This window comes from Acinetobacter sp. 18QD2AZ41W (genome assembly GCF_009829025.1).
Lineage (GTDB): Bacteria > Pseudomonadota > Gammaproteobacteria > Pseudomonadales > Moraxellaceae > Acinetobacter > Acinetobacter pseudolwoffii.
The window spans coordinates 73,091-89,790 of record NZ_WURP01000001.1 but is presented as its reverse complement, the minus strand read 5'-3'; the positions used below and the strand labels follow the sequence as shown (position 1 = coordinate 89,790).

Below are 16,700 nucleotides of genomic sequence, written 5' to 3'. Positions count from 1 at the left end.
CATTGACGATATTATATTGATTAATTGAAGTTTAACTTATTGGGTCGCGTTCTCAGCCACAGGATTTGGCTTCATGCTAGATCTTGCAAGGGCTTGCGCATCTACTGATGTCTTTAAGTTGACCAGGAAAATCGCAAGTGCAGCAATCACACCAGGAATCGCAATAGCAAAGAAGTTCATTTGATGCGGTAAATTCATGGTTAATAAAGCACCAGTCAATACCGGACCAACAATCGCACCAATACGTCCAATACCTGATGCCCAGCCCATGCCTGTAGAACGTACAGTCGATGGATAATATTGTGCAACAAAGGTATAGAGTAGAATTTGCGAGCCAATCGTTGCAGCACCTGCTACAGCAATCAGGGTATAGAGCACAAACTGCGGACTGTTAAAGCCAAGCAAGATCAGGGCGATTGCTCCGCATAAGAACATGATCGTGAGGACTTTTTTGATGTGGAAACGATCTGCCAGATAACCACCGCCAATTGCACCGACCATCCCCCCAATATTTAATGCGAACAGGAAGATCATACTGGCACCTAGCGAGTAACCGGCCTGAATCATCAGTTTAGGTAACCAGCTTCCCAAGGCATAGACCATTAATAGGCACATAAAGAACGCCAGCCAGAACATGAAGGTACTGAAGCTGCGACCTTGTTGAAATAGTGCTTTTAATGGGGCTTCATCGCCTTTTTGTACTTCATTCAGTACAAACTGGGTGTCACTGGTAATAACCTGTGTCGGAGATATTTTTTGAATAATATCATTTGCTTGTGCAGTCTGTTGCTTGTTGGTCAAGTACATCAGCGATTCTGGCAAGTATTTCCAAAGAATTGGCAAAAGTAACAGTGGAATACCGGCTAACAAGAACATGATTTTCCAGCCATATTGTGGCACCAGCCATGCACCTAACAGCGCAGAGGTCATACCGCCAATTGCATAGCCACTAAACATTAAGGCCACCAAAGTACTGCGGATACGCTTAGGCGCATATTCGGTCATCAAGGCCACCACGTTCGGCATAACCCCGCCAATCCCTAAGCCGGCAAGGAAACGTAAGATTCCGAATTCGACCGGTGATGTCGCAAAAGCACCGATGAATGTGAATCCACTAAAAATAGCCACGCACATCATGATGGTTTTTTTACGACCTAACTTATCGGACAAGGTTCCAAAAGTCATGGCACCAAACATCATGCCAAATAATGCGGTACTGGCCAGCATCCCGGCTTGCACTGTAGTTAATGACCATTCTTGCATCAACAGAGGCAAGGCGACCCCATAGATCACCAGATCATAGCCATCAAAAATAATGATCAGCAAACACCAGATCAGCACGCCCCAGTGAAAGGGCGTGAACTTTGCTTCATCAATCAGCGTATTTATATTCACTTTATTTGTAGACATCTCCACCTCCAGATTGTGAAGTTCAATTTATGAAAGCCACAATGAAGAAGATGCAGAATAATGTCCAAAACTGAATAGGCATGTCTTTATACCTATAAAGTCTGATTCAGGCTAAGCATTTAAATTAATTAAAAAATATATTATTGAATCGTGGAATATTTTTTAACATAGGCCGATAAACTTGCCAAGAGCTGCTGATTGCTGTGCCTCTTGAGATAATTGATTGGACTTAAAACACCGAACGATCATACTTTAATGCTTCAAGATCATAGACTTGATAGACAGCATCAAATAGGTAGCGGATATATTCACTTTCATCCATATTACGCATGGCCATAAATACAGGACTCACAGCAAATGCATCTGCTAAAGGTATAAAGTTGAGATGGGCCAATTTAATATTTTGTGCACTTTCCGGCGCGATACAAACACCCTCTCCCGCCGCTACAAAACCGAGTGCCAGCTGCAATTCGCGTACAATCCGCAGATTTTTAGGCTCTAATCCATACTCAGAAAATATGCCGCGCACCTGGGTGGCAAAATTAGCCTTTCCCGTATTCGGATATAAAAACAACTGCTGATCGACCAGTTCAGATAAATGCAGGCTCTCGCGTTGAGCAAGGACATGACTGGCATGTGCTGCCACCACCAAGCGCTCTTCACGCAACAACACTCGTTTTATGGCCGGATCCGAGATTCTTAAGCGGCCAAAACCGACATCTATACGGCCTTCTTTGAGGGCCTGAATCTGTTCATAAGTATTCATTTCCATCATCTCGATTTTGAGATAAGGATGCTGCTGTTTAAACAAAAACAGAATACGCGACAGCAAACCGAACAATAAAGAACCAACAAAACCGATGGTAATGGTGCGATCTGCAATGCCGATGCGCTTGGTCATCGACTTAATTTCTTCCGCATTAGACAAAAGTTTAACAGCGTGCTGATAGAAGAACTGACCTGCTTCTGTGGTCTTCAATGGACGGCTACCACGCTCAAATAACTGAATATCCAGCTCTGCTTCAAGGTTTTGGATCTGTCTGCTTAAAGGAGGCTGAGCAATAAATAGTTTTTCTGCCGCTTTAGTAAAACTTTGCTCTTCTACCACTGCAACAAAATAGCGTAAATGTCTAAGTTCCATGATCTAGAATACCTTTAAAGTATAAAAAAATGCTAAATCGATCTTAGACCAATCAACATTATTCTTTTAAGGTATATCAAATCGAAGCATTAAAGCAAGAATGTGAATCCGTATTATGTATAAGTCAGTTGAAACCTTGCTGGTAGAAATCCCGACCATTCGCCCTCACAAGATGGCTGTGGCGACGATGCAAACCCAGACCCTGGTCTTAGTTAAAATCACCACTGAAGATGGTTATATCGGTTGGGGTGAGGCAACGACGATCGGCGGCTTAGGTTATGGTGATGAAAGCCCGGAAAGCGTTAAAGTCAATATTGAAACTTATTTCGCCCCCCTTTTAAAGACATTATCCGGTTTAAATGTTGCACAAACATTACAAGCGATCAAAAAGAATATTAATGGTAACCGTTTTGCCAAATGCGCGATTCAGACTGCCCTGCTAGATATTCAGGCACAGCGCATGCAGCAGCCGCTCAGTGAAGTCTTAGGTGGCCGCTTACGTGACAGTATTCCAGTGCTTTGGGTCTTGGCTTCAGGCAATACAGAAAAAGATATTGCTGAAGCAGAAAAAATGATTGCAGCAAAACGCCATAACATTTTCAAACTCAAAATTGGTTCCCGTCCAGTTGAAGAAGATGTTGAGCATGTGCTGGCGATTAAAAAAGCCCTGGGCAAAGACATTTCGATTCGTGTCGATGTCAACCGTGCCTGGTCAGAATTAGACGCCATTAAAGGAATTCAGTTGCTGCAAGACGGCGGTGTTGATCTGATTGAGCAGCCATGTGCGATTGATAACCTCGATGCAATGCGCCGTCTCACCCGACGTTTTGATATTGCCATCATGGCAGACGAATCTTTAATGGGCCCACATTCAGCCTATGAAATTGCAAAACAAAACGGTTCATCTGTTTTTGCAGTGAAAGTTGCCCAGTCAGGTGGTCTGATCGAAGGTTGTGAAGTCGGAAATATTGCCAAACTTGCAGGAATCGATCTGTACGGCGGCACCATGCTGGAAGGTCCGGTCGGCACGATTGCTTCGGCACATGTATTTTCAACCTTTGAAACATTAGCTTTTGGTACTGAACTGTTTGGTCCTTTGCTACTGACTGAAGATATTTTGAAAACCCCACTCAACTATCAAAACTTTGAACTTGAGATTCCGAAAGGATCTGGTCTGGGGATTGAGTTGGATGAAAACAAGATTGACAACTTGCGTCGTCAATAATTCGAGGAGATACCCATGCTTTTCCATGTACGGATGGACGTGAACATTCCACAGGATATGCCAGTGGAACAGGCCAATGAAATCAAGGCCATTGAAAAAGCCTATTCCCACGACTTGCAACGTCAGGGTAAATGGCGCCATATCTGGCGAATCACTGGCCAGTATTCAAACATCAGTATTTTTGATGTTGAAAGCAATGAAGAATTGCACAGCCTGCTTCAGGGCCTGCCACTCTATCCCTATATGAAGATCGAAGTGATGGCATTGAATCGTCACCCTTCTTCTATTCGTGATGACGACAGCTAATTAAGAATATGGGAATTGGGGAATAACGTTATTCCCCCTCTCACAGCAAGACCAGAGGGTAACCAAACAAGGATTGTGGCCAGCAAGATTTAGCCAGCCAGAGCAAGCTAAACAGCGCGCCACATAAAAGAATGTAGATATACTGAGGAGTAATAGTATGAATCGCCAAGAAATTGATGCATTAGTAAAACAAATGAATGTCGACACTGCGACAGGTCCTGTAGATGAGCGTGTACAGCAAATTACTGTACGTTTACTCGGTGATCTTTTCCAGGCGATCGAAGATCTTGATATTTCACAAACTGAATTGTGGAAAGGTCTTGAATACTTTACTGATGCAGGCCAAGCAAACGAGCTAGGTCTATTGGCTGCAGGTTTGGGTCTAGAGCATTACTTGGACCTACGTGCTGATGAAGCAGATGCAAAAGCAGGAATTAGCGGTGGTACACCACGTACCATTGAAGGCCCACTTTATGTCTCAGGTGCACCAGAGTCAGTTGGCTTTGCACGTATGGATGATGGTTCTGAATCAGACAAAATCCCAACGTTGATCATTGAAGGGACAGTGACGGATACTGAAGGCAATATCATCGAAGGCGCTAAAGTTGAAATTTGGCATGCCAACAGCCTAGGGAACTATTCATTCTTTGATAAGTCACAGTCTGATTTCAACTTACGTCGCTCTATCTTCAGTGACCAAGACGGCAAATACGTTGCACTCACAACAATGCCGGTCGGTTATGGCTGCCCTCCAGAAGGTACAACTCAGTTTGTACTGGACAAATTAGGCCGTCACGGTAACCGTCCATCGCATGTGCATTACTTCGTATCTGCACCGGGCTACCGCAAGCTGACCACTCAATTCAACATCGAAGGCGACCAGTACCTGTGGGATGACTTTGCATTCGCAACCCGTGAAGGCCTGGTGGCAACTGCGGTGGATGTGACTGATGAAGCTGAAATTGCAAAACGTGGCTTAAAAGGTCCTTTCAAACACATCCAGTTCGATATTGAACTTGTCAAAGAACAAGCTGCTGCACCAACGACTGAAGTTGATCGTCGCCGCGCTAGCGCTTAATACAACTATAGAAGCGGGGTATGTTTCAAAGATATATCCCGCTGACTTCCCCCCAGGAAAGTCGGAGAAAGGACATGCCTCGTATTCCCGTAATTAACACCAGCCATTTAGATCGCATTGACGAATTGCTGGTGGATGATTTTGAATCTGGTGAATTTAAACTGCACCGTTCAGTATTCACAGATCAAGCCCTGTTTGACCTAGAGATGAAATACATCTTTGAAAGCAACTGGGTTTATCTGGCACATGAAAGCCAGATTCCAAACAACAACGATTTCTATACCACTTATATGGGTCGTCAACCCATTATCATTGCACGTAACCGTCAAGGTGAACTGAATGCAATGATTAATGCCTGTTCGCATCGCGGTGCACAGTTGTGCCGTAACAAGAAAGGCAATAAAGCGACCTATACTTGCCCATTCCATGGCTGGACTTTCAATAACTCCGGTAAGTTATTAAAGGTTAAAGACCCGGCTGAGGCAGGTTATTCAGACTGTTTTAATAAAGACGGTTCACATGACCTGAAAAAAGTAGCGCGCTTTGAAAACTATAAAGGCTTCCTGTTTGGTAGTTTGAATCCGGATGTTCCTTCTCTGGAAGAATACCTGGGTGAAGCAACCAAAATCATTGACATGATCGTGGGTCAGTCTGAGCAAGGTCTGGAAGTATTACGTGGTTCTTCAACTTATACCTATGAAGGCAACTGGAAGTTAACTGCTGAAAACGGTGCCGATGGTTATCACGTGTCTGCTGTACACTGGAACTATGCTGCAACGACTCAGCAACGTAAAGAAAAAGAAGCTGGCGACAACATCCGTGCCATGAGCGCAGGCGCATGGGGCAAACAAGGCGGTGGTTCTTACGGCTTTGAACATGGTCACATGCTGCTTTGGACTCAATGGGCTAACCCGGAAGACCGTCCTAACTTTGCCAAGAAAGATGAATACACTGCGCAATATGGCGAAGCCATGGCGAAGTGGATGATCGAACGTTCACGTAACCTGTGTATCTATCCAAACGTTTACTTCATGGATCAGTTCGGTTCACAAATCCGTGTCCTGCGCCCGATTTCTGTCGATAAAACTGAAGTGACGATCTACTGTATCGCACCTGTAGGCGAAGAGCCTGAAGCACGTACCCGTCGTATCCGTCAGTATGAAGATTTCTTTAACGCTTCAGGTATGGCGACACCAGACGATCTTGAAGAATTCCGTGCTTGTCAGGCAGGTTATGCCGGTATCGCGCTGGAATGGAACGATATGTGCCGTGGTTCTAAACACTGGATTCAAGGTCCTGATGATGCTGCCAATGAAATCGGTTTAAAACCAAAACTGTCTGGTATTAAAACTGAAGATGAAGGTCTATACCTGTCTCAGCACCAGTACTGGTTAGAATTGATCAAAAAAGGTATTGCGACTGAGAAAGAAATTGCAGCATCAACTGAAGGAGAAAACGCATGAGCGACATCACTTTAGAAAATATTGCTCAGTTCCTGTATCAAGAAGCCCGCTTTTTAGATGATGAACAATGGGATGACTGGTTAACTTGTTATGCCCCTACTGCGTCTTTCTGGATGCCAGCTTGGGATGATGATGACAAACTGACCACAGATCCGCAGTCTGAAATCTCGTTGATTTACTATCCAGATCGTCAAGGTTTAGAAGACCGCGTGTTCCGGATCAAGACTGAACGTTCATCTGCAACCATGCCGGACACACGTACCTGCCATAACCTCAGCAATATTGAAATTGTTGAACGTGATGGCGACAAAGTGACTGTACGTTTTAACTGGAATACTTTGAGCTTCCGTTACAAAACAAGTTACAGCTATTTCGGTATGTCTCGTTATGAAATCGATTTCTCAGGCGATAAACCACAAATTTTAAGCAAATACGTGGTACTGAAAAACGATTACATCAACCAGGTTATCGACATTTATCACCTCTAAGACTGTTTTTACAGCTAGGTTATGCCTTTCGGTCAGATGGAAAATTGGCTGAAAGGCTCAGTTACAAAGATTTATATAGGATATTCAGCCATGTCAAACCACAATGTTGCACTTCAATTTGAAGATGGCGTTACACGTTTTATTTCTGTTTCAGATGGTGAAACACTGTCGGATGCAGCTTACCGTCAAAAGATCAATATTCCTTTGGACTGCCGTGATGGTGCTTGTGGAACGTGTCGTGCGTTTTGTGAATCAGGTTCATTTGACATGCCTGAAGAAACTTATATTGAAGATGCATTAACGCCTGAAGAAGCCGCTGAAGGCTTTATTCTGGCTTGTCAATGTAAACCAACTTCAGATGCAGTATTCCAGATCCAGGCATCTTCTGAGGTCTGCAAAACTGAAATTCATGCCTTCCAGGGTACTTTGGCACGCGTAGAGAACTTATCTGACTCGACTATTACTTTTGATATTCAGTTAGACGAAGGTCAGGCAGACATTCACTTCCTTGCAGGTCAATATGTCAATGTCGGTATCCCGGGAACGACTGAAACCCGTTCTTATTCATTCAGTTCAAAACCAGGTAACCGTTTAACCGGGTTTGTGGTACGTAACGTGCCAAACGGTAAAATGAGTGAATTTTTAAGCGTCAATGCCAAAGCTGGCGACAAAATGACTTTCACGGGTCCATTTGGTAGCTTCTACCTGCGTAATGTGACCCGTCCAGTGCTGATGCTGGCGGGTGGTACAGGGATCGCGCCGTTTATGTCGATGCTGCAAGTCTTAGAAGAAAAAGGTTCAGAACATCCAGTGCGTCTGGTGTTTGGTGTGACCAATGATTTTGACCTGGTGGCGATTGAAAAACTAAATGAGCTGCAAGATAAATTCCCTTGGTTCGAATACCGTACTGTGATTGCAAATCCAGAATCTAATCATGAGCGTAAAGGCTATGTGACCGGTCATATCGAAAAAGAATGGCTCAATGCGGGTGATGTGGATATTTATCTGTGTGGTCCTGTGCCAATGGTTGAAGCAGTTCGCGGCTGGTTAGATGCTGAAGGCGTTAAACCTGCAAACTTCCTGTTTGAAAAATTCTCTGCAAACTAAGTTCAGACTGAACCGGAGAATAGAATGAACCGTGCAAAAAGATTTGAAAATAAAGTCGTGATCGTGACCGGTGCTGCCCAAGGCATCGGGCGCGGTGTAGCGCTGCAAGTGGCAAGCGAAGGCGCACAAGTCGTCATGGCGGATCTTTCCCCTTTTGTAGAGGAAGTTCTGGCTGAAATTGAAGCCACTGGCGGTGATGCGATTACTGTCAAAGCCAATCTGGAAACCTTTGCCGGCGCAGAATCTGTTGTCGCCAAAGCGCTGCAAACTTATGGCCGTGTCGATGTCCTGATCAACAATGTTGGCGGCGCGATTTGGATGAAACCTTTTGAAGAATTTTCTGAAGAGGAAATTATCAAGGAAGTGAACCGTTCACTGTTCCCAACGCTGTGGTGCTGCCGTGCAGTTCTTCCAGAAATGATTAAAAATCAGAAAGGTACAATTGTAAACGTATCTTCTATTGCCACACGTGGTATTAACCGTGTTCCATATTCAGCATCTAAAGGTGGTGTGAACGGTTTGACCGCTTCCCTCGCCTTTGAACATGCCAAAGATGGAATTCGTGTCAATGCGATCGCAACTGGCGGTACCGAAGCACCACCGCGTAAAGTGCCACGCAATGCCAATCCGCTGACTGAATCAGAAAAAGACTGGATGCAGCAAGTGGTTGATCAGACCATTGACCGTACTTTTATGGGTCGCTACGGTACGATTCAGGAACAGGTGAATGCCATTGTATTCCTGGCTTCGGATGAATCATCGTATATGACTGGTACCGTCGTACCGGTCGGTGGTGGTGATCAGGGCTAAATCCTGATCATGACTTTTTTTTAACAGGATCATGGTTTGACGCAAGGAGGCACATCACCAATGAATAACCTGTTTCACAGTTTAAAAAATGATTGGTCAATTTCAGCAACTGTTGCAGGATTTTTAGCAGTACTGATTTCCTATTCAGGCCCACTAATCATTTTTTTCCAGGCTGCTCAACAAGCCCAAGTTTCCCCAGACATGATGATTTCATGGATTTGGGGAATTTCTATTGGTGCTGCACTTGCCGGTATTTTCTTATCGATTAAATACAAAATACCGGTGGTGACTGCCTGGTCTGCACCCGGAACGGCTTTATTAGTCACGCTTTTTCCTGATATTTCGCTCAATGAAGCGGTTGCTGCCTATATCACCTCTGCCGTGGTGATTTTTTTCATTGGGATCACCGGTTATTTCGACAAATTGCTGTCCTGGATTCCTCAGGAAGTGGCTGCCGGAATGATGGCCGGGATTTTATTGCAGTTTGGTTTAGGTCTGTTTACGGCAACCGATACCATGCCCTACATTGTGTTTGGCATGCTGGCAGTATTTTTACTGGCCAAGCGTTTCAGCCCACGCTATGCCATGGTTTGGGTATTGGTGGCAGGTGTGGTTTTAAGTCTGTTACTGGGTAAAATTAACCCGGTGAACGCTGATTTTAGCTTGGCGATTCCACAATTTATTGCCCCGGAATGGACCTGGAACTCTACCTTGAATCTGGCACTACCGTTGATTTTAGTCAGTCTTTCTGGCCAGTTTTTACCAGGCATGAGCATTATCAAGCTCAGCGGTTATGACATGCCGGCCAAACCTATTATTAGTGTGACCAGTATTGCTTCGCTTGCGGTGGCCTGTGTAGGCGGTATTACCATTGTACTGGCCTCAATCACGGCTGCTTTATGTTTGGGTAAAGACGCACATGAGCTGAAAGAAAAACGTTATATCGCCGGTATCGCGAATGGGATTTTCTATATTTTAGGCGGTTTATTTGCCGGCAGCATCGTCATGCTCTTTAGCCTGATGCCTAAAGAATTAATTGCGGCTCTGGCCGGACTGGCATTGCTCGGTGCAATTGCCACCAATATTTCCGTTGCAATGGGCAAAGAATCACAACGTGATGCTGCCCTGATCACATTTTTGGCGACTGCATCTGGTATGCAGTTCCTTGGACTGAGCTCAGTCTTTTGGGGGATTTGTATTGGTTTGGTGGCGCACTTTGTATTGTCACAAAAAGACCGTAACGCTGTTTCGCTTGCAGCATCAGATTCAAAATGAGTTTAAAGACATCCATAAGTTTAGGATATGAAAGGACCAGATTATGATAGATAAAAGTTCATTATCATTGAAAGAAGCACTCTCCCAGATCAAAGATGGTTCAACCATCATGATTGGTGGTTTCGGTACAGCGGGTCAGCCTGCTGAACTGATTGATGGTCTGATCGAATTGGGTATCAAAGACTTAATTATCGTCAATAATAATGCCGGCAATGGCGACTACGGTTTGGCGAAACTGCTGAAAGCCGGGGCTGTACGTAAAATCATTTGCTCTTTCCCGCGTCAGTCGGATTCCTGGGTATTCGATGAACTTTACCGTGCAGGTAAGATCGAACTGGAACTGGTGCCGCAAGGTAATCTGGCTTGCCGTATTCAGGCCGCAGGTATGGGCTTAGGTCCAATCTACACGCCTACCGGTTTTGGTACCTTGCTGGCTGAAGGCAAACCGACTTTAAATTACGAAGGCAAAGACTTCGTTTTAGAAAATCCAATTAAAGCAGATTTTGCTTTGATCAAAGCCTCTAAAGGCGACCGTTGGGGCAATCTGGTATATCGCAAATCTGCCCGTAACTTTGGCCCGATCATGGCGATGGCCGCAGATATCACCATTGCTCAGGTGTCTGAAGTCGTGGAACTCGGTGCACTGGATCCAGAGCACATCATTACCCCTGGAATTTTTGTTCAACACGTTGTTCAAGTTAAACCTGCACAATAATTGGCATCGGAGATAAATAATGAGCTATAGCAAACTGACCCGTGACCAGATCGCTGAACGTGTGGCACAAGACATTCCTGATGGTGCTTATGTCAACCTGGGCATCGGCTTGCCAACCAAAATTTCCAGCTACCTGCCTTCAGATAAAGATGTATTCCTGCATTCTGAAAATGGCCTGTTGGCTTTTGGTCCTCCTCCTGCTGAAGAAGACCGTGATCCAGAGCTGATCAATGCTGGTAAAGAATTCGTAACCTTACTGGAAGGGGGTTCATTCTTCCATCATGGTGATTCCTTCGCGATGATGCGTGGCGGTCATTTAGACATCGCGGTATTGGGTGCCTTCCAGATTGCTGAAAATGGTGATCTGGCCAACTGGCATACTGGCGCACCGGATGCGATTCCGGCTGTGGGCGGTGCAATGGATTTGGCTGTGGGTGCCAAGAAAGTTTTCATCACCACCGATCACGTCACGAAGAAAGGCGAGCCAAAAATTGTGGCTGAACTGTCTTATCCGGCGACTGGTTTGAAATGTGTGGATCGTATCTATACCGACCTGTGTGTGATTGATATCACCAGCGAAGGCATGAAAGTGATTGAGAAAGTCGAAGGTCTGTCATTCGAAGAATTGCAGTCATTGACTGGCGCCAAGCTGATTGATGCGACTCAAAACTAATTCATAAATCCTCCCTAAATCCCTCCTTTATTAAAGGAGGGACTTTCACCCTTTAAATTCCGGGAAAAACGCCTCCCTTTAGTAAAGGGAGGTTGGGAGGGATTCAAAGATTTGGAAAGTAAAAACATGAAAAACGCCTATATTATCGATGCCATCCGTACCCCATTCGGCCGTTATGCCGGTGGCCTCGCTCCTGTTCGTACTGATGATCTCGGTGCACTTCCAATCAAAGCCTTAATAGAACGTAATCCATCGGTGAACTGGGAACAGGTCGATGATGTGATCTATGGCTGTGCCAACCAGGCCGGTGAAGATAACCGTAACGTTGGCCGTATGTCAGCGCTGCTTGCAGGTGTGCCTTATCAGGTGCCTGCAACCACAGTCAACCGCCTATGTGGTTCATCGCTAGATACTATCTCCATGGCTGCGCGTGCGATTAAAGTGGGTGAAGCCCATCTGATTATTGCCGGTGGTGTCGAGTCAATGTCTCGTGCACCCTTTGTCATGGGTAAATCAGAAACCGCCTATGGCCGTAGTCAGAAAATCGAAGATACCACCATGGGCTGGCGTTTCATTAACCCGAAACTCAAAGACATGTACGGCGTAGAAACCATGCCGCAAACGGCTGAAAATGTTGCTGAACAGTTCGGGATTAACCGTGAAGATCAGGACAAATTTGCCCTGAGCAGCCAGCAACGTACAGCAGCAGCACAAGCCAAAGGTTTCTTTGATAAAGAAATCATTCCGGTGGTGATTCCACAACGTAAAGGCGATCCGGTGGTCGTAGATAAAGATGAACATCCACGTGCCTCTACAACAGCAGAAGCTCTGGCAAAACTAAAACCTGTGGTAAAAGCAGATGGTACAGTTACAGCCGGTAATGCTTCAGGCATTAACGATGGTGCTGCCGCCCTACTGATCGCGTCTGATGAAGCGATTGCGCAATACGGTTTAAAACCACGTGCCAAAATTATTGGCTCAACTGTTGTGGGTGTTGAGCCGCGCATCATGGGCTTTGGTCCGGCACCTGCCATCAAAAAGCTACTTGCTCAAACCGGCTTAACGCTAGAGCAGATGGATGTGATCGAACTGAATGAAGCTTTTGCGGCCCAAGCACTGGCATGTACCCGTGATCTAGGCATTGAAGACGGCTCAGAAAAAGTCAATCCGAACGGTGGCGCAATTGCATTGGGTCATCCACTCGGCGCCTCTGGTGCACGTCTGGTGACCACTGCCTTGAACCAGCTGGAACAAACTGGCGGTCAATATGCACTATGTTCAATGTGTATTGGTGTCGGTCAAGGTATTGCTTTGATTATCGAACGCGTCTAAAAGCAATATCACTTAATGAAAATTTCCCCTCCCTTTTTTAAAGGGAGGTCGGGAGGGATTTTAATGCCAACATTTACATCTAACGATGCACAAATTAATTACCAGACTTTTGGGGATACCTCTAAGCCTGCAATTGTGTTCTCCAATTCATTGGGCACCAAATTCAGCATGTGGCAGCCACAAATTGAATTTTTCCAGAAAGATTATTTCGTGGTGTGTTATGACACCCGTGGTCACGGTGGCTCGAGCGCACCACAAGGGCCATATACCCTGGATCAACTGGGTCAAGATGTAGTGAATCTACTGGATCATTTAAATATCCAGAAAGCTGCTTTCTGTGGCATTTCCATGGGGGGTCTGACTGGTCAATGGCTGGCAATTAACCGCCCAGAACGCTTTAACCAAGTGATTGTGTGTAATACGGCAGCCAAAATTGGTCAGGAACAGGCCTGGCTGGAACGTGCTGCACTGGTGCGTGAGCAAGGCTTGGCACCGATTGCATCGACCGCAGCATCACGCTGGTTTACCGAACCCTTTATTCAAAGCAACGCAGCAATTGTTGCAGAACTTTCAAACGACCTTGGAGCTGGCAGCCCGGAAGGTTATGCGAGTTGCTGTGAAGCTTTGGCTAAAGCGGATTTACGTGAACAGTTAAAGACAATTTCAGTTCCTGTATTGATTGTGGCAGGTCAGCAAGATCCTGTAACGACTGTTGCTGATGGTCAGTCGATGCAAGCCAGCATTGCCAATAGCCAACTGTTTGAAATCAATGCATCGCATATTTCCAATGTCGAGCAACCTGAAGCGTTCAATCAGGCAGTTCAGGCATTTATTGCAGCTTAAACTGCTCAAAAAAGGAAAAAGCCACTGATCATCATCAGTGGCTTTTTTTTATCAAGATGGAGTCAGCATTAAGCCCAAATGACCAAAATCGCAGCGATCACCACCAAGCCCAGCCCCCAATGCTCGGCACGTGCCAGTTTCTCCTTAAAGAAATATGCAGAAATCAGCATACTAAATAAAATCTCGATTTGACCTAGTGTTTTGACAATGGGCACACTCATCATGCTCATGGCAGTAAACCAGCCCAGCGATGCCATAAAGCTGCACACGCTGACTTTAAAGGTTAATCTCAAGCGTTGCCACATGGCCACTAAAGTCTGGCGGCTAAATAGACTCAGATAGATCAGCATACTGATGCATTGAAAACTGATGACCATCAGCAGTACCCATGCAGCACGATGGACAGTTGGCAATGTGCTTAGCTCCAGACTCGCCTCCCTGACCAAGAGTGAGGTAATCGCAAAACTTAAGCCGCTGCCGATTCCAATCGCTAAGGTCTGGGCAGAAAATCCGCTGATCTGCTGGCCTTTACTCAGCAGGAATACAGCATAAGCACCGAGTACCACACCGATCCAGGCCAGTACCGATAAATGATCGGCTAAAAACACGACACCAATGACGGCGGCAAGAATGGCTTCACTTTTAGCCAAACCGACCCCAATCGCATAATTTTTTTGTTGAAACAGCTTCACCATCAAGGCAGTCGCTAAAATCTGGCTTGAACCAGCAATCACAATATAGACCCAAAACCTGGGAGTAAAATGGATAATATTTTCAACGGGCTTGAAGTGATAAAGACTGGACAGATAGATTATTGCAAAGGGCAAGGCAAAGATAAACCGTGCCAGCGTGACCCCCCAAACATCGACCGTAGTGCTCAGCTGTTTTTGAAATGCATTACGCCATGCCTGCATAAATGCAGCCATTAAGGTGAAAAAGATCCAGCTGATTGCCATAAAATGATTTGCATATATAACAAAAGTGAACCAATTCTATGCCTAAGTAAAAGGCATGACTAATTAAAAATGGAGTGAAGGTGAATAGCGGAAAGTTTGGATTGTTTTTAGATGGGCGGATTCAAGCGGCAAGTGCAACAGTATAAAAACCAGCCATAACTTCACTAGGCGTATACCAACCTAGTGTTTTTCTAGGACGATGGTTGAGTGCAAATTCTATCTGCTCTATTTGTTCGTTTGACACGTCATCAAACGATGATGATTTTGGCAGATATTGCCGGATTAAACCATTCGTATTTTCATTCCTTGCTCGTTGAATAGACTTGTAAGGATCAGCAAAATACGTATCTATGCCGGCATCAGTGATTCTTTTGTGTTCGGCAAATTCCTTACCATTATCAAAAGTAACACTATAAGCATGGCTCATCCGTAAACGATCTAATGCACAAGTAATCGTTTGAGAGGATGCTCTCGTTGGCCCTAAATGAACAATATGTACGTACAGGCTCTTTCGATCAACGAGAGTTAATAAAGCACCTTTATGATGTTTACCAATTACAGTGTCACCTTCGAAATCTCCTAAACGTTGTCGTTGATCAATGACCTGGTCTCGGCAATGAATACTTGTTTTATCAATGATTTGCCCCCTACGATCCGTGTTTTTGTAACCTCGTTTTCGATATTTCTTCTGATGCCTTAAATGTAGGTGGAGTTTACCGCCTTTTGATTTATCTTCATAAATGTACTGGTAAATCCACTCATGTGAAGGTACATCCAGCCAACCGCGTTGTGTTAAAGCGCCTAAAATTTGTTCTGGTGACCAGTCCAAGCCAATCAAGTAATCAATATAAGCGAAGGCAAATGCTGTCATGGGTGATGAAGGACGGTACCGTCTTTGACTTGCAAATTTCGCTGCCTGTTGAGCTCTATATCCACGTTGCCCAGTATTTCTTTTTAATTCACGGTAGATGGTTGATCGTGAACACCCTAACTCCCGAGCAAGGCTAGCGATTGAACTTTTACTTTTCAAAGTAGCATAAATTTCGTATCTTTCATCTTGAGAAAGTTGGGTGTATTTCTTCATTGTGTGCTTTCCAATTGCGAGTTGAAAAAGTCCAATGATTCTACGAATACACCTAACTTTTTCAACTAACTACAAATGTGTCGCACTTGAGATTTGAATCTGCGATGGTTTAAATTTCAGCTAAGTAGTCTTTTCGCATGGGAATAAAACGAATGCCATTTTCCTCAGTGTATTCGCCCATTTCAACAAAACCGAAGCGTTTATAAATATCCAAAGCATATAAACTGGATTTTACAGTAATAGATTGATGACCTTGGCTACGAATATGTTTTTCTAAAAAGCGCCACATTTGGCGACCGTAACCTTGACCTTGATAAGCCTTATTCAAGAAAAAATGCATGAAATGTGCAGGTGCTATATAAGCCACCACACCGACTATTCTGCGGTCAATTTCAGCCACATAATAATAAATTATCTGGCCGTTCAAAAATGGTTTGAATTACTTCAGCTTTAAAACGTAAGCGTCCCTCTTCTGCCGTAGTGACAGCCTCTACAAATGGTGCAATGACTTCTACGATAGCAGATGTATCCTGAACAGTAGCTTTTCTAATGTTCATATTATTTTAAATTTCACCTTAACCTGGCTTTGTTGCAAAAACAGATCATCTGTCAATTTGTATTTCTCTAAGCAATCTTTTTCTATTTAAAAATAACGAGTTATTTAGCTCACAATATAATGCCAAGCATCCTCCATTTACAATTCAGCCATATAGAGTTTTTATTAAAATTTTTATGATGTTATTACAATAGGATGAAATTTAGGTAGGCATTCTAGACAGTTTGCTTCCCTACAG

Annotated in this window: 16 protein-coding genes and 1 pseudogene; 12 read left to right on the top strand and 5 right to left on the bottom strand. The window is 44.5% G+C overall.

The features are described 5' to 3' along the window. Positions 1-36: 36 nt before the first annotated feature. Positions 37-1,410: an aromatic acid/H+ symport family MFS transporter gene (locus tag GVV58_RS00425; protein WP_159515749.1), complete on the bottom strand. Its 1,374-nt coding sequence runs from the start codon at positions 1,408-1,410 to the stop codon at positions 37-39. A 229-nt stretch (positions 1,411-1,639) separates the two neighbouring features. Continuing rightward, positions 1,640-2,551, bottom strand: coding sequence for a LysR family transcriptional regulator (locus GVV58_RS00420; protein WP_005096953.1), 912 nt, complete (start codon positions 2,549-2,551; stop codon positions 1,640-1,642). Positions 2,552-2,666: 115 nt separating this feature from the next. Between GVV58_RS00420 and GVV58_RS00415 the strand changes: the two genes are divergently transcribed. The 12 genes from GVV58_RS00415 to pcaD all read left to right on the top strand — a co-directional run bounded on the left by GVV58_RS00415 (position 2,667) and on the right by pcaD (position 13,866). Beyond that, the gene (locus tag GVV58_RS00415) at positions 2,667-3,776 is read left to right on the top strand and encodes a muconate/chloromuconate family cycloisomerase (protein WP_005170827.1); all 1,110 of its coding nucleotides are present in this window, start codon (positions 2,667-2,669) and stop codon (positions 3,774-3,776) included. 15 nt (positions 3,777-3,791) lie between these two features. Beyond that, entirely contained in the window at positions 3,792-4,082 is a 291-nt protein-coding gene (gene catC / locus GVV58_RS00410; protein WP_005170825.1) for a muconolactone Delta-isomerase, read from the top strand. A gap of 157 nt (positions 4,083-4,239) precedes the next feature. Further along, positions 4,240-5,160 (top strand): catechol 1,2-dioxygenase, encoded by a 921-nt coding sequence (catA, locus tag GVV58_RS00405; RefSeq protein WP_005170822.1) that lies wholly within the window; start codon positions 4,240-4,242, stop codon positions 5,158-5,160. 74 nt (positions 5,161-5,234) lie between these two features. Further along, complete coding sequence (gene benA, locus GVV58_RS00400; protein ID WP_159515748.1) at positions 5,235-6,623, top strand: benzoate 1,2-dioxygenase large subunit; 1,389 nt, start codon at positions 5,235-5,237, stop codon at positions 6,621-6,623. Further along, positions 6,620-7,111, top strand: a complete 492-nt coding sequence (gene benB / locus GVV58_RS00395; protein ID WP_005096959.1) for a benzoate 1,2-dioxygenase small subunit — start codon at positions 6,620-6,622, stop codon at positions 7,109-7,111. Before benA ends, benB begins: the two co-directional genes overlap by 4 nt. Positions 7,112-7,201: 90 nt before the next feature. Then, on the top strand, positions 7,202-8,218 hold the full coding sequence (benC, locus tag GVV58_RS00390; RefSeq protein WP_100357616.1) for a benzoate 1,2-dioxygenase electron transfer component BenC: 1,017 nt from the start codon (positions 7,202-7,204) through the stop codon (positions 8,216-8,218). A 24-nt stretch (positions 8,219-8,242) separates the two neighbouring features. After that, positions 8,243-9,028 (top strand): benzoate diol dehydrogenase BenD, encoded by a 786-nt coding sequence (gene benD / locus GVV58_RS00385; protein WP_100357617.1) that lies wholly within the window; start codon positions 8,243-8,245, stop codon positions 9,026-9,028. A gap of 60 nt (positions 9,029-9,088) precedes the next feature. Beyond that, entirely contained in the window at positions 9,089-10,303 is a 1,215-nt protein-coding gene (gene benE, locus GVV58_RS00380) for a benzoate/H(+) symporter BenE (protein WP_159515747.1), read from the top strand. A 43-nt stretch (positions 10,304-10,346) separates the two neighbouring features. Further along, positions 10,347-11,018 (top strand): 3-oxoacid CoA-transferase subunit A, encoded by a 672-nt coding sequence (locus GVV58_RS00375; protein WP_005096964.1) that lies wholly within the window; start codon positions 10,347-10,349, stop codon positions 11,016-11,018. A 19-nt stretch (positions 11,019-11,037) separates the two neighbouring features. Beyond that, entirely contained in the window at positions 11,038-11,691 is a 654-nt protein-coding gene (locus tag GVV58_RS00370) for a 3-oxoacid CoA-transferase subunit B (protein ID WP_159515746.1), read from the top strand. Positions 11,692-11,817: 126 nt separating this feature from the next. Further along, positions 11,818-13,023 (top strand): 3-oxoadipyl-CoA thiolase, encoded by a 1,206-nt coding sequence (gene pcaF / locus GVV58_RS00365; protein ID WP_159515745.1) that lies wholly within the window; start codon positions 11,818-11,820, stop codon positions 13,021-13,023. Positions 13,024-13,086: 63 nt separating this feature from the next. Next, the gene (gene pcaD, locus GVV58_RS00360; RefSeq protein WP_005096968.1) at positions 13,087-13,866 is read left to right on the top strand and encodes a 3-oxoadipate enol-lactonase; all 780 of its coding nucleotides are present in this window, start codon (positions 13,087-13,089) and stop codon (positions 13,864-13,866) included. A 68-nt stretch (positions 13,867-13,934) separates the two neighbouring features. Here the strand turns inward: pcaD and GVV58_RS00355 are convergent, their stop codons facing one another. The 3 genes and pseudogenes from GVV58_RS00355 to GVV58_RS15570 form a co-directional block, all read right to left on the bottom strand. Beyond that, entirely contained in the window at positions 13,935-14,822 is an 888-nt protein-coding gene (locus GVV58_RS00355) for a DMT family transporter (RefSeq protein WP_005096969.1), read from the bottom strand. 121 nt (positions 14,823-14,943) lie between these two features. Beyond that, positions 14,944-15,906, bottom strand: coding sequence for an IS30 family transposase (locus GVV58_RS00350; RefSeq protein ID WP_159515744.1), 963 nt, complete (start codon positions 15,904-15,906; stop codon positions 14,944-14,946). 109 nt (positions 15,907-16,015) lie between these two features. Further along, a pseudogene (locus tag GVV58_RS15570) lies at positions 16,016-16,463 on the bottom strand (GNAT family N-acetyltransferase). Between the last annotated feature and the right edge of the window lie 237 nt (positions 16,464-16,700).